The 22840-nt window shown below is 70.8% G+C and carries 25 protein-coding genes; 15 read left to right on the plus strand and 10 right to left on the minus strand.

What is annotated here, in order from left to right:
* Window positions 1–159 precede the first annotated feature (159 nt).
* Window positions 160–1245 carry a PilT/PilU family type 4a pilus ATPase gene (locus tag VM938_13035; protein ID HVF75963.1) on the minus strand — a complete coding sequence of 362 codons (1086 nt, stop codon included), beginning with the start codon at window positions 1243–1245 and terminating at the stop codon, window positions 160–162.
* 4 nt (window positions 1246–1249) lie between these two features.
* Window positions 1250–2260, minus strand: coding sequence for a histone deacetylase (locus tag VM938_13040; GenBank protein ID HVF75964.1), 1011 nt, complete (start codon window positions 2258–2260; stop codon window positions 1250–1252).
* A 39-nt stretch (window positions 2261–2299) separates the two neighbouring features.
* On the opposite strand from VM938_13040, the gene VM938_13045 reads away from it, so the two are divergent.
* Genes VM938_13045 through VM938_13085 form a run of 9 tightly spaced genes read left to right on the plus strand, consistent with a single transcriptional unit; the run spans window position 2300 to window position 11130 of the window.
* Entirely contained in the window at window positions 2300–2818 is a 519-nt protein-coding gene (locus tag VM938_13045) for a hypothetical protein (GenBank protein HVF75965.1), read from the plus strand.
* A gap of 26 nt (window positions 2819–2844) precedes the next feature.
* The gene (locus tag VM938_13050; GenBank protein HVF75966.1) at window positions 2845–3558 is read left to right on the plus strand and encodes a GNAT family N-acetyltransferase; all 714 of its coding nucleotides are present in this window, start codon (window positions 2845–2847) and stop codon (window positions 3556–3558) included.
* A complete protein-coding gene (locus tag VM938_13055; protein HVF75967.1) occupies window positions 3555–5522 on the plus strand; it encodes a DUF6049 family protein in 1968 nt (655 codons plus the stop codon). The genes VM938_13050 and VM938_13055 overlap by 4 nt, the downstream gene beginning before the upstream one ends.
* On the plus strand, window positions 5519–7084 hold the full coding sequence (gene murJ, locus VM938_13060) for a murein biosynthesis integral membrane protein MurJ (protein ID HVF75968.1): 1566 nt from the start codon (window positions 5519–5521) through the stop codon (window positions 7082–7084). Before VM938_13055 ends, murJ begins: the two co-directional genes overlap by 4 nt.
* Window positions 7081–7437 carry a hypothetical protein gene (locus VM938_13065; protein HVF75969.1) on the plus strand — a complete coding sequence of 119 codons (357 nt, stop codon included), beginning with the start codon at window positions 7081–7083 and terminating at the stop codon, window positions 7435–7437. Before murJ ends, VM938_13065 begins: the two co-directional genes overlap by 4 nt.
* Entirely contained in the window at window positions 7434–8276 is an 843-nt protein-coding gene (locus tag VM938_13070; protein ID HVF75970.1) for a DegV family protein, read from the plus strand. The genes VM938_13065 and VM938_13070 overlap by 4 nt, the downstream gene beginning before the upstream one ends.
* 39 nt (window positions 8277–8315) lie before the next feature.
* Entirely contained in the window at window positions 8316–9797 is a 1482-nt protein-coding gene (locus VM938_13075) for a protein kinase (protein ID HVF75971.1), read from the plus strand.
* Between the two features lie 14 nt (window positions 9798–9811).
* Window positions 9812–10375 carry a sigma-70 family RNA polymerase sigma factor gene (locus VM938_13080; protein ID HVF75972.1) on the plus strand — a complete coding sequence of 188 codons (564 nt, stop codon included), beginning with the start codon at window positions 9812–9814 and terminating at the stop codon, window positions 10373–10375.
* Window positions 10372–11130, plus strand: a complete 759-nt coding sequence (locus VM938_13085) for a hypothetical protein (GenBank protein HVF75973.1) — start codon at window positions 10372–10374, stop codon at window positions 11128–11130. Before VM938_13080 ends, VM938_13085 begins: the two co-directional genes overlap by 4 nt.
* Here the strand turns inward: VM938_13085 and VM938_13090 are convergent.
* A complete protein-coding gene (locus VM938_13090; GenBank protein ID HVF75974.1) occupies window positions 11084–11479 on the minus strand; it encodes a hypothetical protein in 396 nt (131 codons plus the stop codon). The genes VM938_13085 and VM938_13090 overlap by 47 nt on opposite strands.
* Here VM938_13090 and VM938_13095 point away from each other — a divergent pair.
* The 4 genes from VM938_13095 (at window position 11478) to VM938_13110 (ending at window position 14167) form a co-directional block, all read left to right on the plus strand.
* Window positions 11478–11783, plus strand: coding sequence for a hypothetical protein (locus VM938_13095; GenBank protein HVF75975.1), 306 nt, complete (start codon window positions 11478–11480; stop codon window positions 11781–11783). The genes VM938_13090 and VM938_13095 overlap by 2 nt on opposite strands.
* 4 nt (window positions 11784–11787) lie before the next feature.
* Complete coding sequence (gene trxB, locus VM938_13100) at window positions 11788–12768, plus strand: thioredoxin-disulfide reductase (GenBank protein ID HVF75976.1); 981 nt, start codon at window positions 11788–11790, stop codon at window positions 12766–12768.
* Window positions 12769–12863: 95 nt separating this feature from the next.
* Window positions 12864–13190: a thioredoxin gene (trxA, locus tag VM938_13105; protein HVF75977.1), complete on the plus strand. Its 327-nt coding sequence runs from the start codon at window positions 12864–12866 to the stop codon at window positions 13188–13190.
* Window positions 13191–13195: 5 nt separating this feature from the next.
* Complete coding sequence (locus VM938_13110; protein HVF75978.1) at window positions 13196–14167, plus strand: peptidoglycan-binding protein; 972 nt, start codon at window positions 13196–13198, stop codon at window positions 14165–14167.
* Between the two features lie 62 nt (window positions 14168–14229).
* On the opposite strand, the gene VM938_13115 is transcribed toward VM938_13110, so the two are convergent.
* The 7 genes from VM938_13115 to rpmH form a co-directional block, all read right to left on the minus strand.
* Window positions 14230–15126 carry a ParB/RepB/Spo0J family partition protein gene (locus VM938_13115; protein HVF75979.1) on the minus strand — a complete coding sequence of 299 codons (897 nt, stop codon included), beginning with the start codon at window positions 15124–15126 and terminating at the stop codon, window positions 14230–14232.
* A complete protein-coding gene (locus tag VM938_13120) occupies window positions 15101–16522 on the minus strand; it encodes an AAA family ATPase (GenBank protein HVF75980.1) in 1422 nt (473 codons plus the stop codon). The genes VM938_13115 and VM938_13120 overlap by 26 nt, the downstream gene beginning before the upstream one ends.
* Window positions 16523–16608: 86 nt before the next feature.
* The gene (locus tag VM938_13125; GenBank protein ID HVF75981.1) at window positions 16609–17217 is read right to left on the minus strand and encodes an RsmG family class I SAM-dependent methyltransferase; all 609 of its coding nucleotides are present in this window, start codon (window positions 17215–17217) and stop codon (window positions 16609–16611) included.
* A gap of 87 nt (window positions 17218–17304) precedes the next feature.
* Window positions 17305–18183 carry an RNA-binding cell elongation regulator Jag/EloR gene (gene jag / locus VM938_13130; protein ID HVF75982.1) on the minus strand — a complete coding sequence of 293 codons (879 nt, stop codon included), beginning with the start codon at window positions 18181–18183 and terminating at the stop codon, window positions 17305–17307.
* Between the two features lie 2 nt (window positions 18184–18185).
* A complete protein-coding gene (locus VM938_13135; GenBank protein HVF75983.1) occupies window positions 18186–19091 on the minus strand; it encodes a YidC/Oxa1 family membrane protein insertase in 906 nt (301 codons plus the stop codon).
* A gap of 11 nt (window positions 19092–19102) precedes the next feature.
* Window positions 19103–19321 (minus strand): membrane protein insertion efficiency factor YidD, encoded by a 219-nt coding sequence (gene yidD, locus VM938_13140; protein ID HVF75984.1) that lies wholly within the window; start codon window positions 19319–19321, stop codon window positions 19103–19105.
* Between the two features lie 362 nt (window positions 19322–19683).
* Window positions 19684–19818: a 50S ribosomal protein L34 gene (gene rpmH, locus VM938_13145; GenBank protein HVF75985.1), complete on the minus strand. Its 135-nt coding sequence runs from the start codon at window positions 19816–19818 to the stop codon at window positions 19684–19686.
* 309 nt (window positions 19819–20127) lie between these two features.
* Here rpmH and dnaA point away from each other — a divergent pair, with 309 nt between their 5' ends.
* Both dnaA and dnaN read left to right on the plus strand, forming a co-directional pair.
* Window positions 20128–21522 (plus strand): chromosomal replication initiator protein DnaA, encoded by a 1395-nt coding sequence (gene dnaA / locus VM938_13150; protein ID HVF75986.1) that lies wholly within the window; start codon window positions 20128–20130, stop codon window positions 21520–21522.
* 210 nt (window positions 21523–21732) lie between these two features.
* On the plus strand, window positions 21733–22833 hold the full coding sequence (gene dnaN / locus VM938_13155; protein HVF75987.1) for a DNA polymerase III subunit beta: 1101 nt from the start codon (window positions 21733–21735) through the stop codon (window positions 22831–22833).
* Window positions 22834–22840: the final 7 nt, after the last annotated feature.

The following is a 22840-nucleotide window of genomic DNA, read 5'->3' on the forward strand; positions in this document are numbered from 1 at the left end:
CCTGAGTCGGAAGTCAGTGAGCAGTTCGGCGAGCCAGGGTCGTCGGTCGCAAGGCCGCAGGATCGACGCGCTGGCCTTGCCCCACCGCTAGATCCGAGAACGCCGCGAGCGGCGACCCTGGCCGTCGAGATGCCGGTGGATTTCCGACTCAGGTCACTACTAGGTGGGGAGCAGGCCCGCCTGCTGCAAGGCGATGCGGAAGTCATGCGGGTTCGACGCCGCCGCCATGGCCGAGCGCATGTCGACCAAGCCGTTCTTGTAGAGGCCGAACAGGCTCTGGTCGAACGTCTGCATGCCGTAGTACTCGCCCTCGGCGATGATGTCCTCGATTGACTCGTTGCCGCCCGCGTTGGGGTCGACGATGCGGTCGAAGATGCGCCCGGTCATGACCAGCACCTCCACCGAGGGCACCCGGCCCTTGCCGTCGGCCCGCTCGAGCAGGCGTTGGCTGACCACGCCTCGCATCGACGACGCCATGGTCAGGCGGATCTGCTTCTGCTGATGGGGCGGGAAGAAGTCGACGATGCGGTTGACCGTCTCCACTGCGTTGGTGGTGTGCAGGGTCGACAGCACGAGGTGGCCGGTCTCGGCCGCGGCCAGCGCGGCCCACACCGTCTCGGGATCGCGCATCTCGCCGATGAAGATGACGTCGGGGTCCTGGCGCAGCACCCGCTTCATGGCCATGGCGTAGTCGCGGGTGTCGGTGCCGATCTCGCGCTGGTTGACGATGGCCTTCTTGTCGACGTGCAGGACCTCGATGGGGTCCTCGATGGTGACGACGTTGACCGCGCTTGTCTCGTTGATGTGGTCGATCATCGCTGCGATGGTCGTGGTCTTCCCCGAGCCGGTGGGGCCGGTGACGAGCACCAGGCCGCGGGGCTCTTCGGCCAGCCGACGCACCACCGAGGGCAGGCCCAGCGACTCGAAGCTGGGGATGCCGGGCAGCACCCGGCGGAACACCAGGCCCACCGAGCCGCGCTGGCGGAAGACGTTGACCCGGAAGCGGCCCAGACCCGACAGGCTCAGGGCGAAGTCGGCCTCGGCCGAGTCGACGAACTCGTCGGCCCGGTCCTTGGGCATGATCTGGAAGGCCATGCGCTCGGCGTCGGCGGGGGTGACCCGGTCGAAGGGCGCGGGCATGAGGTGTCCGTCGACGCGCACGTGGGGCGGCGAGCCGACCTTGACGTGCAGGTCGGACCCCCGCTGCTCCACGGTGTAACGAAGGAGTTCGTTGAGATCGAGCACCGCCTTAGGGATCGGCGCGATCGACCACCCGCTTGACGGCCTCCACCACCGAGCGTCCGATGCCGCCCGAGGTGGGCGGTTCGGGCCGATATGCCGCACCTGCCAACGCAGCCACGCAGGCACCGGCCGACGCCGCCAGCGCGTCGAGGTCGTAGCCGCCTTCCAAGAAGGCGATGCGCCTGCCCGCGGGCACGAGCGCGGCCACCCGTTCGGCCAGCAGGGCGAAGTCGCCCGCCGACAACCCGAGCGACGTGAGCGGGTCGGCCCGGTGGGCGTCGAAGCCCGCCGACATGAGGCACCACGTGGGGCGGAACCGCTCCGCCAGCGGGGCGATCACCTCGTCGAAGGCGGCCAGGTAGGTGTCACCGGTGGTGCCCGGCGGAAGCGGCAGGTTGACCGTGGTGCCCGCGCCCTCGCCCGCCCCTGTCTCGTCGAGGCGGCCGGTGCCGGGATAGAGCGGGAACTGGTGGAGCGAGAGGTAGGCCACCCGGCCGTCGGCGTAGAAGGCGTCCTGGGTGCCGTTGCCGTGGTGGGCGTCCCAGTCGACGACCAACACGCGCTCGCCCCGGTCGGCCAAGGCCGCCGCCGTCACCGCCACGTTGTTGATCAGGCAGAAGCCCATGGGCGTGCGGGGCGTGGCGTGGTGGCCGGGCGGTCGGAGGGCCAGGAAGGCGGCGTCGGCCTCGCCCCGGTCGAGGCGCTCCACGGCGTCGAGCCCGGCGCCTGCGGCCAGCACGGCGGCGTCCCACGACTCGGCGCTCACCGTCGTGTCGGCGTCGATCCGGCCCCCGCCCGCCGCGCAGAAGCCCTCGACGGCGTCGAGGTAGCCGGCGGGATGCACCCGTTCGAGCTCGGCCCGGGTGGCAGCGCGGGGCGCCACCCGCACCAGGGCGTCGGCCACGCCCGCGGCATCGATGCCGCGCAACACGGCGTCGAGCCGGGTTGGGCGCTCGGGATGGCCGGAGCCGGTGTCGTGGTCGAGGAACCGGGGCGACGTGCCGAGCAGGACAGCCACCCTTCGAGGCTAGGCCTTCGGTCGTACGCTGGCTGCACCATGACGACGAGGCGATTCACCTGGGTGGCCCTCGCCGTCTTCGTCGGGCTGGGCGCCGCCGCCGTGGTGGTCCTGCGCGACGGTCGACCCGCGGCGCCTGCCTCGGTGAAGGCTCGCAACGACGCCTTGGCGGCGCAGCTCCGTGAGGTGAACGGCGCCCGCGCCGTGGCCGTCACCCAAGACCATGCGATCGACTCCGAGGGCGAGGTCATTCCCGAAGGGAAGACGGGGAGCGGTCGTCGCGTGGGCTACGTGACCTCGTGGGACTACGTCCCCGTCGACGCACCTCGGCAGGTGGTGGCCACGGTCGAAGCCGAGCTGCGAGCGCTGGGATTCGCCGTCTCTCGCTTCGACGCCACAGAGGGCGGCCAGCTTTCCATCGTCCACCTCACCGGCACGTCGGGAGGAGACATGGCCCGGTTCAGCTTCTGGGTCGACCCCACGAGCTCGCTCGACACGGCGACGTGGCACCGCGACCATCGTCCGACAGCAATCGTCACCTCCGTCCGCGCCGCCTGAACCCGGGTCGGTAACCTCGCCTTGCCGTGGGCGCCGAGATCGACGTCATCCGCTGGGGGGCCGAACGCGCCAGGACCGGGCCTTGGCGCGGTGATCGTCGCGTCGCCTTTCTCACCCCGGTGCCCGATGCCCCCGCGCCATCGGCGAGCTTCGTGCGGCGCTGTTGCGAGCAACTGGCCGCTCGGGGGTTCACACGGGTGGTCACGGGCGCCTTGGCACCGGGCGAACAGGCGGGCTTCCTGGCCGCGGGCTTCGAGGTGGAAGAAGAGCTCCACCTGCTCGCCCACGAGGTGCGCGACCTGCCGCCCGCCACCGAGTCGGAACGCGCCCTGCGCCGGGCCCGGCCCAGTGACCGCACTGCTGTGCTGGCCGTGGACGGCGTCGCCTTCCCGCCCTTCTGGCGGCTCGACGAACGAGGCCTGGAGGAAGCAGTCAGAGCCACCCCGCACGCCCGCTTCCGGCTGGCCGCCGACCCCGACGTCTTCGGCTACGCGGTGACGGGACGAGCCGGTCGCCGCGGCTTCCTCCAGCGCTTGGCCGTCGCCCCCGACCGGCAGAGCGCGGGCGTGGGCCGGGCGCTTGTCCTCGACGGGCTGCGGTGGTTGCGCCGGTGGCGCGTGGAGCGCGCCGTGGTCAACACCCAGTTGCAGAACGAGCGAGCACTCGCCCTCTACGAAAGCCTCGGCTTCCGGCGCGAGCCGAGCGGGCTGACCGTGCTCAGCGCGGGCCTGGCTCCTTGAAGCGCGCCCTGCTGGCGGCGGCGGTCCTGGCCGCCACGCTGGCCACTGCGGCTGCGGCCCAGCAGCAGCCGCCCCCTCCGGCGCTGCGGCTGGCCTCGCAGACGTCATGGGTAACGCCCGGCGGCGACTTCGTGCTGCGCCTGGTGGTCCTGGGCGACGTCGACCTGGCCGACACCGAACTGGCCGTGTCGGTCTTCCGTGCGGTGGCCAGCCGCTCGGAGTACGCCCTCACCCTCGAGGACCGCATCCGGGGCTCGGCCATCACCGTCACCCCCGCCACGCCGTTGGCGCAGCTTCCCCCCGACGCAGGCGGCGCCCGCAACGTGCACATTCCCGTGCAGGACCCGGCCCAGCCCGCCGACAACGGCCGCCTGCGCCTGCGCGAGCCCGGCGTCTACCCGGTGCGCGCCGAGTTGCGGCGCACAGGCGGCGGTCCCGTCCTGGCCCGGCTGGTGACGCACCTCGTCTACGCCACGCCCCCGGCCGACGGCGGCCAGAAGCTGCGCTTCGGCCTGGTGGTGCCCTTTCACGCCCCGCCCGCCCTGCGCCCCGACGGCGTCCGCCAACTGCCCGACCGCGACCGAGACCGCCTGGTGGGGCTGGCCGCCGCGGTCGACGCCCACCGGGAGGTGCCCCTCACCCTCAAGCCCACCCCGGAGACGCTGCAGGCGCTGGCGTCGTCCCCCGACGACGCCGCCCGCAACGCAGTGGCCACCCTGGCCCGGGCCACCACCGGCCGCCAAGTGGTGGGCGCCACCTACGTGCCCGTCCCGCCCACCGCCTTCGCCAGCCTGCGCTCGGAGGCGACCAGCCAGGTGCAGCGCGGCAGCCAGGTGCTCGACCAGTTGCTCGCGGCCGAGCCCGACCCCAACCTGGCGGTGGTCGAGGAGCACCTCGACGAAACGGCCCTCCAGCAGTTCCGCGACCAGCAGGTCGACCACCTCGTCGTCCCCGACCCCCTGCTCACCCCGGTCGACCTCGACGTCACCCTGGCCCAGCCCTTCGAGCTGGAGAACCGGGAGGTGCGCCGCCCGGTGGCCTTGGCCGCCGACGCCGGGCTGGCCGCCCACTTCAGCCGAGGCGACGACCCCGCCCTGGCCGCCCATCACCTGCTGGCCGACCTCGCCGTCCTCTACTTCGACCGGCCCGGCCGCTCGCGGGGCGTGGTGGCCTTGCCGCCCCGGTCGTGGTCGGGCGACCGCTCCTTCCTCGACACGGTGCTGGCGGGCGTCGCCTCCAGCCCCATCGTGGCGGGCGCCACGGTCGAGGCCATCTTCAAGGACGTGCCGCCCATCACCACCGGCCGCCGCAACGACGTGTTGCGCCGTTCCCCCGTCCCGCCACCGGCCAACGTGGGCCCCGGCGCCCTCCCGGCCGAGCGCATCCAGAACACCCGCCGCCGCATCCGCTCGTTCGCCGCCATGCTCGACACCGACAACCCGCGCGACGACACCGTGGACGAGATCCTGTTGGTGGGACAGTCGGTCGACCTCGACCCCCGGCGGCGGGCCGCCTACCTCGACGGCGTCGACTCGCTCATCGCCAAGGAACTGACCCTCGTGCGGGTGCCCCAGGACCGCTCCATCACCCTCACGGCCCGCCGCGGGGAAATCCCCATCACCGTGCTCAACGAGGCCGACTACCCGGTCCGGCTGGTGGTCGACGTCGACAGTGACAAGCTCGCCTTCCCCGCCGGGTCGACCCGGTCCGTGGAACTGGCCCGGCGCAACACCACCGAGCAGTTCGTGGTCGAGGCCCGCACCTCGGGCGCCTTCCCCCTGCGGGTGCGGCTGACGTCGCCCGACGGCGGCCTGGTGGTGGGCGAGACCCGCTTCACCGTGCGCTCGACGGCCATCTCCGGCGTGGGCCTCGTCCTCTCGGCGGGCGCCCTGTTGGTGCTCGCCGCGTGGTGGGCCCGTCACCTGGTCCGCGGCCGCCGCAACCGCCGCCTCGTCCCCGCGTGACCACCCTCGCCCGCAACACGGCGGTGATGGCGGCGGGCACCATGCTGTCGCGCCTCACCGGCTTCGGCCGCCTGGTCGCCTTGGCCTACGCCTTCAACTTCACCCGGCTCACCGACACCTACACGCTGGCCAACACCACCCCCAACATCGTCTACGAACTGGTGCTGGGCGGCATCCTGTCGGCCACGCTCATCCCCGTCTTCGTCGACCTCTTGGCCACCAAGTCCGACGAAGAAGCGTGGGAAGGCATCTCGGCCATCGCCACCGCGGCTGCCGTTGTCATGGTGGCGGTCAGCGCCCTGTTCGCCCTGGCTGCCCCCCTTCTCATCCGCCTCTACACGGTGGGGCGTACCGGCCCCGAAGCGGCCGACCAGCGCGCCGTGGCCACCACCCTGCTCGTCCTCTTCGCCCCCCAAGTGGCGCTCTACGGCGTGATCACCATGGCCACCGCCCTGGCCAACGCCCGCCGCCGCTTCGGGGCGCCCATGTTCTCGCCGGTGGTCAACAACCTCGTCGTGATCGCCACCCTGCTGGCCGTGCCCCGCATCGCCGACGACCTCTCGCTGGCCGCCATGCGCAACGACACCGGCGCCTTGATGCTGCTCGGCCTCGGCACCACCGCGGGCGTGGCCGCCCAAGCCGTGGTGATGGTGCTGTCGTTGCGGGGGGCGGGCATCCGCCTGCGCCCCCGGTGGGACCTGCGCCACCCTGCCGTCAGCCGGGTCGTGCGGCTGTCGGGCTGGACGTTCGGCTTCGCCGCGGCCAACCAGGTCAGCCTCTACATCGTCTTGGTGCTGGCCAACCAGGGCGAGCCCGGCGACGTGACCGCGTACCAAGCCGGGCTCGTGTTCTTCCTCCTCCCCCACGGCGTGTTCAGCGTCTCGGTCATGACCGCGCTGCTGCCCGACCTCGCCTCCCGCTGGAGCACCGGCGACGTCGACGGCTTCCGCACCCGGGTGTCGCTCGGCTTCCGCACCATCGCCCTGGTGCTGGTGCCCGCGGCCGTGGGCTACCTGGTGCTGGCGCACCCCATCGTGCGGGTGGCCCTGGAACACGGCGCCTTCGGGGCCGCCAGCGCCGAGACCACCGCCGACGTGTTGGCGCTCTTGGCCGTCGGCCTGCCCGGCTTCAGTGCGTACCTGTTGCTCATGCGGGCGTACCAGGCCATGCAGGACACCCGGTCGATGTTCGTCCTCTACGCCGTCGAGAACGCCCTCAACATCGCCTTGGCCCTCGCCCTCTACCCCGCCCTCGGCGTGCAAGGCCTGGCCCTCGCCTACGCCGTCGCCTACACGGTGGGCACCGCCGTCGCCCTCGCCCACCTCCGCCGCCGGCTCGACGGCATCGACGGCCCCCGCCTGGCCACGACCGTGGCCCGCGTCGGTGCGGCCGCCGCAGTGATGGCCGTGGCCGTGGCCGGCGTCAACGCGTTGGTCGACGACCCCCTCCCCCGGGTCGCCATCGCGGTGCCGCTGGGCGTGGCGGTGTACGTTCTCGTCGCCCGAGCCGTCGGAGTGGCAGAGCTCCACACCGTTCTTCGCATTCGGAGGCGCACCACGTGATCGCCGGTTGGCTGGTGAAACTTGTGCTGGGGATTGCCTTGTTCGGCTTCGCGGCCCTGGAGCTCGGCAGCCCGGTGATCGTGCGCATCCAGCTCGACGGCGTGGCCCACGACGCGGCCGACGACGCGGCGTTTATCATCCGCGACCGCGGCAACCCCGAGGCCGCCCAGCAGGCGGCCGCCGACCGGGCGGCGAAGGACAGTGCCGAGATAACGGCCTTCGCCGTCGACCAGCAGGGACGAGTTCGCTTGACCGTCCGCAAGCAGGCGACGTCCTACCTCCTCAAGGAGTGGGACCGGACCAAGAGCTGGTACGACGTCACAGTGTCGGCCACCAGCGAGGAGAAACGATGAGCCCCGTCAAAGTGGTGACCGACAGTGCCTGCGACCTCCCCCAGGAGCTGGCCGACGAGCTGGGCATCGAGATCGTCCCTCTGACGATCCGCTTCGGCGAGGAGACCCTCGTCGACCGGCTCGACCTCACGCCCACACAGTTCTGGCAGCGGATGCACGGCTCGCCCGTGCTGCCCGAGACCGCAGCACCCTCGCCCGGCGCCTTCGAGGCGGCCTTCCGCCGCGCTGCGGACGAGGGCAACGACGGCGTGGTGTGCGTGTGCCTGGCCGCGGGCCTCTCCGCCACCTTCCAGTCGGCCCAGTTGGCGGCCCGCGCCGTGGAGGGCACGATCCCGGTGCGGGTGCTCGACTCCCGCACGGTGAGCTTGGGCGAAGGGCTCATGGCCGTGGCCGCGGCGCGCATGAGCCGCCAGGGCAAGGGCCTCGACGACTGCCTGGGCGCGGCCGAGGACCTGGTGCCCCGCACCCGCACCTTCGCCGCCCTCGACACCCTGGAGAACCTCAAGAAGGGCGGGCGCATCGGCGCCGCCCAGGCCGCGCTGGGGTCGGTGTTGTCGATCAAGCCGATCATCGAGATCGCCGACGGCAAGGTCGAGCCCGAGTCGAAGCAGCGCACCCGGTCGAAGTCGCTGCGCTACCTGGTCGACAAGGTGCGCCAGTACCCCCGCGTCGAGGACTTGGCGGTCATGCACGGCGATGCTCCCGACATCGAGGAGATGCTCGACCTGCTGGGCGCCGTCTACCCCCGCGACGAGATCATCGTCGGCCAAATCGGCGCCGTCATCGGGGCCCACGGCGGGCCCCGCGTGCTCGGCGTCACCTTCCACGTCCCCCGCTGACACAGCGCGACCGCGCTGCGTGGGTACGGTGAAGGGGTCGTGTCGGACCGCACCTATCCCCTCACCACCGATCGCACGTTGGCCGGCCGCTACCGCCTCGTCTCCCCCGTCGCCCGCGGGGGCATGGCCGAGGTGTGGGAAGCCGTCGACGACGTGCTGGCCCGGCCGGTGGCCGTCAAGATCCTGCACTCCCACCTGGCCGACGACGACGGCTTCGTCGAGCGCTTCCGCCGTGAGGCTGTCGCCGCCGCCCGGCTGACCCACCCCGGCATCGTCGCCACCTACGACGCAGGGGCCGACGACGGCGTGGCCTTCATCGTCATGGAACTGGTGCGGGGGCGCACGCTGCGCCAGTCGATGGAACAGTCGCCGCTGCCGCCGCGGGAAGCGGTGCGCATCGCCGCCGACGTCGCCGATGCCTTGGAGCACGCGCACCGGGCGGGCCTGGTGCACCGCGACGTGAAGCCCGCCAACATCCTGCTGTGCGAAGCCCCGGCGGGGGGCGTGCGGGTCAAGGTGGCCGACTTCGGCATCGCCAAGCTGCAGTCGGGGGGCGGCGACCTCACCGCCACCGGTGCACTGGTGGGCACGGCCAAGTACCTGTCGCCCGAACAGGTCGAGGGCCGCTCCCCCGATGCCCGCTCCGACGTCTACGCACTGGGCGTCGTGCTCTACGAGATGCTGTGCGGACGGCCGCCGTTCAGCGGCGACACCGAGCTGGCCACCGCCATGCAGCACGTGCAGGCCGAGCCGCCGCGGCCTCGCCAGGTGTGCGCGGGCATCCCGCGCCCTCTCGAACAGGTCGTGCTGCGGGCCATGGCCAAGGAGCCCGACCAGCGCTACCAGAGCGCGGCCGACCTGCGCGGGGCGCTGCTGGCCGTCGACCTGGCCGACGACGACGCCGAGCCCTTCGTGGTCCGCGACCCCACGCCCCCCGACGGCATCGTGCCGGTGGCCCGCCGTTCGCGCCGCGCCTGGGCGCCCGCCCTGCTCGTCGTGCTGCTGGTCGTCGCCGCCGGGATGGTGGCCGTGTCGTTCCTGCCCGACGACGACACCGAGCCCGCCGCGGCCCGGCCTCGGCCCCAGGCGGCACGCGTGGTGACGCCCACGGCAGCCGAGGCCTTCGACCCCCAGGGCGACCGCAGCGAGAACGACGACGACGCCCCCAACGTGCTCGACGGCAACCCCGAGACCATGTGGAGCACGCTCACCTACGAGAGCCGCCAGTTCGGCAGGCTCAAGGAGGGGCTGGGGCTGGTCCTCACCGTGCCCGGCGATTCGCCGCTGCGGCGACTGGAGGTGCAGTCGCCGACGTCGGGGTGGGCGGCGGCGGTGTACGTCGCCGACCGGCCCAGCAGCACGCTGGCCGACTGGGGCGAGCCGGTCGACACCAAGACGGCCATCGACGGCAACACCACCTTCGACCTCCAAGGCCGACGCGGCGCCGCCGTGCTGCTGTGGATCACCGACCCCGGCGAGGGCAACAAGGCCCGCATCGCCGAGGTCAGCCTGCGGGCCTGAGTACCCTGCGGCTCGTGTCCGACGAGCTCGCCTTGGCCCGCCGCGCGGCGGCGGGCGACCGTGCCGCCCTCGACACAATGCTGCGTTCCCAGTACGACCGCGTGTACGCCGTGTGCCGGCGCATGACCGGCAACGACGCCGATGCCGCCGATGCCGCCCAGGACGCGCTCATCGCCATGGCCCGCGGCATCGGCCGCTTCGACGGGCGCAGCCGGTTCTCCACGTGGGCCTACCGGGTGGCGGTCAACGCCTGCCTCGACGAACTGCGTCGGCGCAAGCGCCGGCCCGAGCCGACTGACGACCTGTCGCTGGCCCGGGTGGCCGACACCGGGCCGTCGGTGGAGAGCCGGGTGGGAGACCGCATCGACGTAGACGCCGCCCTGCGCCGCCTCCCGCCCGACTACCGCGCCGCGGTGGTGCTGCGCGACCTGTGCGCGCTCGACTACGCCGAGATCGCCGAGGTGCTCGACATCCCGCCCGGCACGGTTCGCTCCCGTATCGCCCGGGGCAGGGCCGCTTTGGCCGCCGACCTGGGGAACCCGTCCATGCCCGCCGACCGTCCAACGGAACGATCATGAGCTCCCCCCACCCCGACGACGAGCGCCTGAGCGCGGCCCTCGACGGCCACGACGCCGAAGCCTTGGCCCACGCCGCGGGCTGCCGCGAGTGCGCCGCCCGCCTCGACCAGTTCCGGGCCGTCGCCGCCTCGGTGGCCGCTCCGCTGGCGGTGCCGTCCGCCGACATCGCGGTGGCGGCCGCCCTGCGGGCTGCCAACGTGACCCCGCTGCACCGCGACCGGCGGGGGCCGTTCGCCTTGGCCGCCGCCGCCTTGGTCGTGGTGGTGATGGTGGCGGTGTCGCTGGTCAACGGGGGCGACGACGACGGCCGCAGCCAGATGGCGGCGAGCGCACCGGAGGCCGCCGACATGCGTGCCGAAGCCGACATCGGCGACCAGTCCGACCCCACCGCCTTGGCCGAGCGCTTGCGCGGCGTGGTGGAGCCCCAGGCCATGGCCGACATGGCGCCCACGGCAGGCGGGGGCGACGCGTCGTCGGGGGCGGCGGGGGCCACCGTCGAGAGCTCGCCCCAAGCCTTGTCCGCCCGCCGAGCCGGCGCGGGCTCGTCGCCGCCGGGCACCCCGTGTGGACCGACAGCGGCCTCGGAGTACGGCAACGGGCTCGGCCCGCTCGTCTACAGCGCCACCCTGCGCTGGGAGGGCACGGCGTCCGTCGCCCTCGTCTACCGGATCGAGGGCGCCACCGGAGCACTCGACCACCGGGTGCTGGTCATGGCGACGGCGGACTGTCGCTTGCTGGTGGCCCAGACGTTCTGACCGCGGCGCGGGCGGTGCGCACGCCCGCGCACGCCACGCCCAAGCCGACCGCCACCCACGCCAGGGTGGGCACGTAGTCCCAGTCGCGGCCCGAGGAGATCCACGCCGCCCACACCAGGCCGCCGCCCGCCAGCGCCGCGGCCACGACGGCAAGGGCCAGGCCGCCGCGGCGGGCCACCGTCACCATCGCCTCGGCCACCACCAGGCCGAACAGCACCCCGGCCACGTACGGCGTGGTGCCCACGAACTCGTACTCGCCCAGCACGAGGGCGCTGAAGGTGGCGGTGGCGGCACCGGCGAGGACGGCGAGGGCGAGGCGCATCGACGGGCGAGGGTAGTGTGCCGCCATGCCGGAAGCCGCTGGGCAGGACTGGACTGTGCAAGCCGCCGACACCGTCGAGCGGGTCGTCGGCTCGGTGCGCAACAAGACCACCACGCCGCTGGTGATCGTGGCGCGGGCCATGGTGTTCGGCCTGTTGGCCGCCATCGTGGGCGGCGCCGCGGCCGTCTTCCTCGTCGTCGGGCTCGTGCGCCTGGTCGACGTCTACACGGGCGAAGGCCGGGTGTGGATCGCCTACGCCCTCCTCGGCGGAATCTTCACGCTGGCAGGCCTGTTCCTGCTGCGCAGAGCCACCGCCATCAGGAAGGGGTAGTTCGTTGCCCGACGTCCGCGACGTCATCATCATCGGTTCGGGGCCCGCGGGCCTGACCGCCGCCATCTACACGGCCCGGGCCAACCTGCACCCGCTGGTCATCGAGGGCGAGCCGTCGTCGACCAGCGACCAGCCGGGCGGCCAGCTCATGCTGACCACCGAGGTCGAGAACTACCCCGGCTTCGTCGACGGCATCATGGGCCCCGAGCTCATGGCCAACTTCCGAGGCCAGGCCGCCCGCTTCGGCGCCGAGTTCCTGACCGAGAAGGTCACCCGCGTCGACTTCTCCGCCCAGCCCTTCCGGGTGTGGGTGCGCGACGACGAGTTCCAGGCCCGGTCGATCATCGTCTCCACCGGGGCCCGTTCGCTGATGCTGGGCATACCCCGCGAGACCGAGCTGGTCGGCTACGGGGTGTCGACGTGCGCCACCTGCGACGGCTTCTTCTTCCGGGGCCACGACATCGCCGTGGTCGGCGGCGGCGACTCGGCCTTGGAGGAGGCGCTGTTCCTCACCAAGTTCGCCGCCAAGGTGACGATCATCCACCGCCGGGGCGAGCTGCGGGCGTCGAAGATCATGCAGGAGCGGGCCTTCAAGAACGACAAGATCGAGTTCCTCTGGGACACGGTGGTCACCGAGCTGCTGGGCGACACCAAGCTGGCGGGCGTGCGGGTGCGCAACCTCGACACCGGCGAGGAGTCGCAGCTCGATGTCACCGGGCTGTTCGTGGCCATCGGCCACGTGCCCAACACCGACATCTTCAAGGGTCAGCTCGATATGGAGGACAACGGCTACCTCATCACCCTGGGCAAGTCGTCGCGCACCAACGTGCCCGGCGTGTTCGCCTGCGGCGACGTGCAGGACCACACCTACCGCCAGGCCATCACCGCCGCGGGCTCGGGCTGCACGGCCGCCATCGACGCCGAGCGCTGGCTGGAGTCCGTCGAGACCGACAACGAGATCGTGGAGACGCCCCGCAACTGGTAGCCCCCACCGAGGGCGGAATCGGCACTATGCCCTCGGTGTTGCACCCCCGTGTCCGGGTAGATTCCCGGCGACGCACCTGAGGAGGTCGAGCCACCGTGGCCGCCAACATCGCAACGCTCACCGACAGCACGTTCGACGAGGAGATCAAGGGGTCCGACGAACCTGTCCTGGTCGACTTCTGGGCGGAGTGGTGCGGCCCGTGCAAGATGATCGCCCCCGTTCTGGAAGAGATTGCCAACGAACACGAGGGCAAGATCAGGGTGGCCAAGGTCAACGTCGACGAGGCCCTCGAGGTCTCCCGGCGCTTCGAGGTCATGAGCATCCCCACGCTCATCCTGTTCAAGGAAGGCGAGCCGCAGCTCCGCCTCATCGGCGCCAAGGGCAAGGGCCAGCTGCTTCAGGAGCTGCAGGCATTCCTGTAGAGGGCCTGCCGCTCCGGGCCGGAGACACAGGCGAAGCTGTCCGGGATCTCCAGCAACGGCTCGTCGCTGTGGGCCACGACGCCCCCGGCGACGAGCCGGGCCGTTTCGGGCCGGGCACCGAAGCCGCCGTGCGCAGCTTCCAGACAGCGCGGGGCCTGCGGGTCGACGGCATCTGCGGCCGCTACACCTGGTCGGCGTTGGTGGAGGCGGGCTATCGGCTGGGCGACCGGCTGCTGTTCCTGCGCCAACCCATGTTGCGGGGCGACGACGTGGCCACCCTGCAGCGGCGCTTGGGCTCGCTGGGCTTCGACCCCGGCAAGGTCGACGGGCTGTTCGGGCCCCTGACCGGCGTCGCCCTGGCCGAGTTCCAGCGCAACGTGGGCATGAACGCCGACGGCATCTGCGGCCCCACCACCGTGCAGGCCCTGGAGCGGCTCGGTGCCAAGTGCGAGGGGCCGTTGTCGGTGGCGGCGGTGCGGGAGATTGAGAAGCTGCGCTCGGCGCCGCGCACCCTGGCCGACCGGCGCATCGTGGTGGGCGACGGCGGCGGGCTCAACGCTCTGGTGACCACCGTGGCCAAGGTGCTCGCCGATCGAGGGGCGCTGGTGGCGGTGACCCAGCACCCCGACCAGTCGGAGCAGGCGGCCGAGGCCAACGCCGTCAACGCCGAGGTCTACCTCGGCTTCACGGTGAGCCCCGACATCGACGGTTGCTCCACTGCCTATTACGCCGGGCACCGCTACGAGTCGCCTGGCGGCCGTCGGCTGGCAGAGTTCGTGCAGGAGCTGGTGCCCGAAACCCTCGACCTCAAGGACGGGGGCGTGCACGGCATGGCCCTGCCGGTGTTGCTGGAGACCCGCATGCCCGCCGTGTTGTGCGAACTGGGCCCGCCGTCGCTGGTGGTGGAGCGTACGGCGGAACTGGCTGTGGCCTTCGGTGAGGTGCTAGCCGCCTGGGCCGCTGCCGGCGGCGAATAATCAGGCGTCCACAGCTTTCTGCACAGACTGTGGACGGTTGAGCAGAGGTTGAGGGTTGAACCCTAGGCCTGGGCGGTGGGCGGCTCTGTCATCACCTTGTAGATGCGCTCGAGGTCTTCCAGGCCGCCGAACTCGACCACGATGCGGCCCCGTTTGCTGCCCATGTCAACCTTCACGCGCGTGTCGAGGTGGTGCGACAGCAACTCGGCCAGGTCGTCGAGGCCGGCGCGGGGCAGGCGTCGTTTGGCCATGGCCCCCGGCGTGGCCGAGGCGCCGCCCAACTGCTCGCCGAGGTCGTTGCGGAGGCGTACGGCCTCTTCCACGGCCCGCACCGACAGGCTCTCGGCCACCGCCCGCTTGGCCAGCGACTCTTGGAAGGCACGGTCGGGGGTACCGAGCAGCGCCCGGGCGTGCCCGCCTGACAGTTGGTTCTCGGCTACCAGTTTCTGGATAGCGGGAGGGAGTTGGAACAAACGCAGCGTGTTGGTAATGGCCGTACGGCTCTTGCCCACCCGGCCCGCCACCTCGTCGTGGGTGAGGTTGAACTCCTCGATGAGCTGCTGGTAGCCCGCCGCCTCTTCCAAGGCGTTGAGGTCCTCACGGTGGAGGTTCTCGACCAGCGCCTGCTCCAGGCTGGCCACGTCGCCCGCTTCCCGCACGATGGCGGGGATCGAGGTGAGGCCTGCCCGCTTGGCTGCCCGCCACCGGCGCTCGCCGGCGATGAGCTCGTAGCTGCCCTCCCCTGCGGGGCGCACGAGAACGGGCTGCAAGACCCCCAACTCCCGCACCGACGCGGTCAACGAGGCCAGCGCCTCCTCGTCGAAGTGGCGCCGGGGCTGGTAGTTGTTGGGGCGTACATCACCGATGGGGATCTCGACGAGGGCCGAGCCTCGTTCGCCGGTGACCTCCGTCGGGATGAGGGCGCCGAGGCCCTTACCCAACCCGCTGCGGCGCGCCACCACTCACCTCCTTGGCCAGCTCCCGATAGGCGATGGCGCCCCGAGAGGTTGGATCGAACACGATGATGGGTTGGCCGAAGGACGGGGCCTCCGACAGCCGCACGGTGCGCGGCACGATGTTGCGGCACACCTTGGGGCCGAAGTGCGTACGTACTTCGGTGGCCACCTGGTCGGCCAGCTTGGTGCGAGCGTCGTACATGGTGAGGATGATGGCGCTGACCTCCAAGCCCGGGTTGAGGTTGCCCTGCACGAGGTTGACGTTGCGAAGGAGCTGGCCCAAACCCTCAAGTGCGTAGTACTCGCACTGGATGGGGACGACCACCTCGGTGGCGGCGGCCAGGCCGTTCACGGTGATGAGCCCGAGCGACGGGGGACAGTCGATGAGGGCGAAGTCGAAGTCGTCCATCACCGTGGCCAGCGCCTTGCGCAGCTTGAGCTCACGGCTGAAGGCAGGCACCAGCTCGATCTCGGCGCCCGCCAGGTCGATGGTGGCGGGCACCACGAAGAGGTTGCGCAACGACGTTGGCTCGATGCAGTCCTCGAGCGGGGTGTCGTGCATGATCACGTCGTAGACCGACGACTCCAGGTTGCGAGGGTTCACGCCCAGGCCGGTGGTGGCGTTGCCCTGGGGGTCGAGGTCGACCACCAGCACGCGATAGCCCAGCTCAGCGAGGGCGGCACCCAGGTTGACGGCCGTGGTGGTCTTGCCCACGCCACCCTTTTGGTTGGCGATGGCCAGGATGCGGGGGAGCGGCCGCACGAACGGGTTGGCCGGGGGAGGAGTCTCGTCGTCCAGGGTGGGGGCGCCCTCGGCGCCCCATGTGGGTGCCGAACCCAGGCCGTGACCGGTGCCCGCAGTCTCGGGAGGCGCAGCCACCACTTCCGGTTCGGGGAGCACCTCGACGGGCGTGCTCGCAGCTGGCTCCTCCCCAGGCGCCTCCTCATCCTGAAGCAACTCGGCCTCGGCTGCCGGCACCACGTCTTCGGGGGCGGCCTGCGGCCCCGGCTCGCTGGCGTCTTCCTCCGGATCGGCCGGCCCCGCTGCTTCGGGTCCGGAGTCATGCGGAGCGGCCTCAGGCCCAGGCTCGTCGGTGACCTCCGGCTCGGTGGCAAACTCCACGCCAACCTCAACATCGGGCTCAGGGACGCCGTCGTCATCAACACGCGGCGAATCGGGGCCAACCTCGCCTTCAGACAAAGATTCGTCCGCCGGAGCCTCCCCCTGCGGCGAGGGAAGCTCGGCCTCGGCCTCCGGTTCGTCGGGGGCGCCCGTGATCTCCGGCTCCGCCGTGACTTCCGGCTCCGCCATGAACTCCGGCTCCGGGTTCTCGGTCGCACCACGGAGGCGCTCGAAGATTGCCCGCCCACGTTCGGCCAACTCGTCCTCAGCGCTCACGGGCACACTCTGCTCGTTCCGGGTCTACCGGTCAAGGACCCTCATGTTTCACGTGAAACCTGGCGGTCGCCGTTTCACGTGAAACATCACCACAACGGCCGTTTTCCCGGGATGCCTTCTCGGCGTGGGTAGCGCTCCGGACACGCCTCGTGCTGCGTAAGCAGGACATACCCAGCCCCACGCGCCTCCGCCCGAGCACTCAGGCGAAGCCCCAACAGCGCCAAGCCGTCCTCGGGCCACCGGGGTTGTTCCTCACTCGGCGGCTCCGACACCACAAACCGGCCACCGACCCGCAGCAGGGGAGCGGCACACTCCGCCGCCACCGGGGGAGCCCCGAAGCTGCGGGCCACCACGAGCGGGAACCGACCCCGCAGGACGTCCTCCCGACCCGCTACCTCGGCCCGCAGGCGCATCACGTCCACCCGACCCTCCCAACCAAGGTCGGTGACCGCCTCCCGCAGGAACCCAGTACGTCGTTCGTTGCTGTCGAGCAGCACGAACGACGCCCGGGGCCACAGCGCCGCCAGCACCAGCCCGGGCACACCTCCCCCGCTGCCCAGGTCAACGATCGCCTCGGGCGCCTCCCCCACCACGTCGGCGAACCCCAGGGCGTGCTCGATATGGTCGTCAACCGGCCCCGGGCCGAGGAACCCGTACTCCCGAGACTGTTCCAGCCACTTCCGCACCTCTTGCACCCGCCTACCCTGCCCGCCTGCGCCCGGACGCGCAACGACCCGCCCTGGAGGCGGGTCGTCAGCACAGCACGTACAGCGGGAAAGCGCCTAGTCGTTCTCCGGCAACAGCACCACCCGGCGGCGGGGCTCTTCGCCCTCGGAGATCGTGCGCACGCCGTCGATGGTGTTGACGGTGTCGTGTACGACCTTGCGATCGGCAGGGTGCATGGGCTCGAGCGCCTTGCGCTCCCCCGTCTCCAGCACGCTGGCGGCCACGCTGTGGGTGAACTTCTCCAGCGCCTCACGGCGCTTCTGGCGGTAGCCCGACACATCGACCAGCAGTCGACCGTTGCGGCCACCCGTACGCCGCTGCACCACGGTGCGGGTGAGCTCCTGCAGCGCTGTCAACGTCGTCCCCTTGGGGCCGATGAGTGTGCCGAGGTCGTCTCCCTCCACCACCAGCTCGATGGTGTCCTCGTCGACATCTCGCACGGCCACCTCGGCGGTCGCCCCCAGCTCGGTCATCAAGCCGGTCAGGAACTGGCGGGCCACTTCCCCCTGCTCGGCCAACGGCACGTCCTCGTCCACCTCGGCTCCTTCCTGTCGGGGCCGATTCGACCCGCTCCGCTGCTGCTGTTGCTTCGGTTCCTGCCGGGGCCGCCGTTCGGCGCGCTCGGGCCGAGGCACAGGCTTCGGCGCGGCCGCCGCCTCGCCGTCGGCCGAGGGCGCCGCAGCCGCCTGACCTGCACCGTTGCTCCCGTTGCCGGTCTTCTTGCGACGCCGGTCGCGTCGGTCTTCCTTGGGGCGCGGCGCCGTGGGGCGCACCCGGGCCCGCACGCGAGCTTCGTTGCGCAGCCGTCCGAAGAGCCCGACCTTGGGCTCCTCCAGCACTTCGAACTCGGCGTCCTGCTCGTCGACCCCGAGTTCGTCGAGGGCGGCGTCCTTCGCTTCTTCCACCGAGCGGCCGGTGGTTTCGACCCACTCCATGATCAACGACCCTTCTTGGCGCGGTTGCCGCCCTTGCGGTTTCCGTTTCCAGACTTTGCCTGTCCGCCGCCCTTGGTGTTCTTGGCGCTCTTGGTGCCCGGCTTGCCGTTGGCCAGCGCCTTGGGCTCGTTCCGCGGCTTCTCGAAAGCCTTTGCCTCCACTTCACGCACCTGCTGGGCCACGTGCGACTTCAACACGGGGTCGAACTGGTACATGAGGGTCTGCTGGGTGATGCGGAACAGCGAGCTGATCAAGAAGTAGATGTTGACGCCCGCGGCGATGGTGAAGGAGATGAAGCCGAAGAAGATCGGCATGACCCGCTGCATCATCACCATCTGCGGGTTGGGCGGCGCCCCGCTGCGACCTTGCATCTGCTTGGTCTGGATGTACTGGGTGATCACCACCAGGGCAATGAGCACGAAGTAGGGGAGCGCCTTGCCGAACGACGGGTGGGCGTCGGCGGCCCGGCGGGCCAGGTCGATGCCGAAGTCCATCATCTTGCCGCCATCTGCTACCAGATCCTGGTAGAGCTTGGTGTCCTCACCGATGTACTTGGGCTTGGGCACGCCGTTGCTTGTCCGGCTCAACCCCTGGATGACCTGGTACATCACGAAGAAGACGGGCATCTGCAGGAGCATGGGCAGGCACCCGGCTACCGGGTTGACCTTGTGCTCCTTGTAGAACGCCATCATCTCTTCGTTGAGCTTCTGGCGGTCGCCCTTGTGCTTCGCCTGCAGCTTCTTGATCTCGGGCTGGAGCCGCTGCATCTCCAGCATGGAACGGGTGCTCTTCCACGTCAGCGGCGTCAGCACGAGCATCACCGACAAGGTGAGCAAGGCGATGGCCGCCGCGTAGGACGGCACCAACTCGTAGAAGAAGGCCAGCAAGCCGGCCAGGGCCTGGAACACGTCGAATTACCTCATTCCGGGACGGGGTCGACGCCGTGGCCGCCCCATGGATGGCACCGTCCGAGCCGGCGAGTGGCCAACCACCCGCCTCGCAGCGCCCCATGGCGCTCGAAAGCCTCGACGGCGTACACAGAACACGTCGGCCAGTACCGACACGGAGAAGGACGGCCCGCCCGGGCCCACTGGTAGGCCCGCACAAAGGCGATGGCAGCGCGCGCCGCAGGCGTCATCGCCGCTGCTCGCTCGAGATCGCCTGCACCGCTTCGGCCACGACTGTCCTCAACTCCTGAAACGACAACCTGGTTGCCTCTGCGGTCGCACCCAGCAGGTACGCACCTGGGCGGAGCGCAGGGGCGAGCTCGGCCACAATGGCCCGCAATCGACGGCGAAGTCGATTGCGCACAACCGCACCGCCGACCTTGCGGCCGATGGCATAGGCGACCTGCGGGGGACCGGGAGGCTCGCCTGGCGCAAAGGTTACCGTGATCGGTCCCCGTCGCACCCGTTGGCGCGAGCGCCGCAAGGCAAGGAACGTGTCGCGGCTGCGAACCCGCCACACGGGGCCGGTCATCGACGCCCGGGCCGGGGGGAACTACGCAGACAGCTTGTGGCGGCCCTTGAGGCGCCGGGCCTTGAGGATGGCGCGACCGGCGCGCGTGGACATCCGGTGGCGGAAGCCATGGTTCTTCGCCCGTTTCCGGTTGTTCGGCTGGTAGGTGCGCTTCACCCGTCACTCCTGGCAATGGCCGAGCCGTCGTCGACCGGCGTTCCAGGGTAGAGGCGCGGCACCCCTCTGGGCAACCGAGGGCACAAAACCGCAGGCCGGCGCCTTTTCCACAGCGCCACTCGCCTCGGGCCGAGGGCGGTGCTACCGTCCATCGCTCCACCGCACATCGGTGGCAGACGGGCGGTCTACTCCTTCCCCGAGGCCGCCCCGGATCGAGTGGACGCGGACTGGCTCAGACGGCCGGCCACGTCGTCCACAGGTGTGGAACAGATTGTGGACGACTCGGCGGTCGGGGAGACGGAAACGCTGGTGACAGACGCAGAGCAGCTGTGGATTCTGTGCTCCGACGCCCTTCGGAGCCAGGTGTCCGAGGCGACCTGGAAAACGTGGTTCGACGGCGTTCGTCCCGTGTCGGCCGACGACGGCCACCTCGTGCTCAGCGTGCCCAGCTCGTTGGTGAAGGAGCGGTTGGAGAACCGCTACCTGCCCATGGTGCGCGACGTGCTCGCCGATGCCACCGGTGCCGACCGGTCCATCACCCTCGACGTGCGCACCGACGCGGTGACCGGCGACGACAACGGATCGTCGGGCCTCCTAGGCGGCAACGACTGGACCACAGCCCTGCCCACAACGCCCGCCGTGCCGCCGCCCCCGGCGGCCGCCGCCCGGGCCGAGGACAGCCCGCTCAACCCCCGCTACACGTTCGAGGCCTTCGTCATCGGGTCGTCCAACCGCTTCGCCCACGCGGCCGCCCTGTCGGTGGCCGAGACCCCGGCCAAGAGCTACAACCCGCTGTTCATCCACGGGTTCGCCGGGCTGGGCAAGACCCACCTGCTGCATGCCATCGGCAACTACGTGCGCCAGAACTTCCCGGCCCGCCACGTGCGATACGTCTCCACCGAGACGTTCATGAACGAGTTCGTCGACGCCATCCGCACCAACACCACCACCGCGTTCAAGCGGCGCTACCGCGAGTGCGACGTCCTGCTCGTCGACGACATCCAGTTCATGGAGAACAAGGAAGGGCTCCAAGAAGAGTTCTTTCACACGTTCAACAGCCTCTACGGCGCCTCCAAGCAGATCGTCATCACCTCCGACCGGCCGCCCAAGTCGATCGCCACCTTGGAAGACCGCCTGCGCAGCCGGTTCCTGTCGGGCCTCATCACCGACGTGCAACCCCCCGAGCTCGAGACCCGCCTGGCCATCCTGCGCAAGAAGGCGGGGGGCGAGCAGCACCACGTGCCCGACGAGGTGCTGGAGTTCATCGCCACCCACGTGAAGGACAACATCCGCGAGCTCGAAGGCGCCCTCATCCGGGTCTCGGCCTTCGCCTCGCTGAACCGGGAGCCGCTGAACCGGGTGCTGGCCGAGAAGGTGCTGTCCGACCTCATCGCCAACGACCAGCCCCGCCAGATCACCCCGAAGCACATCCTCGACGCCACCTCCGAGACCTTCGGGTTCAGCATCGAGGAGATCTGCGGCACCAGCCGCCGGCGCCCTCTCGTCACCGCTCGCCAGGTGGGCATGTACGTGTTCCGGGAGGTCACCGATTTCAGCTACCCGGCCATCGCCCGGGAGTTCGGCGGCCGCGACCACACCACGGTCATCCACGCCGTAGAGAAGATTTCCGCCCTCATGAAGGAACGGCGCCAGATCTACGACCAGGTAACCGAGCTGATCCATCGCATCAAAAGCGGTGGATGACCTCGTGTCGGACCGTTGTAATTACGGGGACAGCGCACCGGTTGTCCCCCGGCATCCCGGCTCGGCTCGGCCTGCCTGTGCGATCCTGGGGACAGGCGACGGACAACGAAACCCCGTCCCACCTGGGGGAACGGCGCTCCGTCCACAGTCCACAGCCCTTATTACCTCCTCTCTTATTTCTCTCTCTTTGAAGAACATGAAAGGCGTGTGGTGAAGCTCCGCTGCGAACGTGATGTCTTGGTGGAGGCTCTGAGCACTGCAGGGCGCGCCGTTGCCGGACGGGGCGGGGCGCTCCCTGTGCTTTCGGGCGTGCGGATGGAGGTGGCGGGCGACCGGTTGCACGTCGCCGGGTCCGACCTCGACCTCACCATCCAGGTCGACGTGTCGGTGTCGGGCAGCGCCGACGGTGTATGCGTGGTCCCGGCTCGGCTGGCCGCCGACATCGTGCGGGCCATGGACCCCGGTGCGGTCACCATCGAGGCGGGCGACGACGAGGTGCGCATCGCGTCGGGTCGTTCGCACTTCGCCGTGCGCATGTTGCCCGCCGCCGAGTTCCCCCGGCTGCCGGCACCCGCGGCGGAAGACGGCGTGACCCTCGACGCCGCCGAGTTGGCCGAAGCGCTGCGCCAGGTGGTGCGGGCCGCTTCGGGCGACGATGCCCGGCCCATCCTCACCGGTGTGCTCATGACCGCCGAGGAGTCCAACCTGCGGCTGGTGGCCACCGACTCGTACCGGCTGGCCGTGCGTGACCTGGCGGGCAACACGGTGCTGCGGGAGGGCCAGAAGGTCCTGGTGCCTTCCAAGGCGCTCACGGAACTGCAACGGCTGCTGGCCAGCGCCGAGCAGGTGACGTTGCACCTGGGCGAGCACGACGCGGGCTTCGAGGTGGGCAACGTCCGGTTGACGACGCGGCTCATCGAGGGCGAGTTCCCGAACTACCGCCAGCTCATCCCCTCGACGCACCCCAACCGGCTCATCGTGGGCAAGGACGCCCTGCTCGACGCCGTGCGCCGGGTGAAGCTGCTGGTGCGCGACGCCACCACCCCGGTACGCATCGCCCTGCGCCCCGACGGCATCGAGCTCACGGTCATCACCCAGGAAGTGGGCCAGGCCACCGAGGACGTCGACGCCAAGTACGAGGGCACCGAGATCACCGTGGCCTTCAACCCCGCGTACCTCATCGACGGCGTCGAGGCCATCAACGGCGACGAGGTGCTGCTCGAGACCATCGACGCCCTGCGCCCGGCGGTCATTCGCCCCACCGAAGGCAACGACTACCTGTACCTGCTGATGCCGGTGCGGGTCTCGTGAGGGCGCG

It is taken from the genome of Acidimicrobiales bacterium (assembly GCA_035536915.1).
Lineage (GTDB): Bacteria > Actinomycetota > Acidimicrobiia > Acidimicrobiales > JAHWLA01 > JAHWLA01.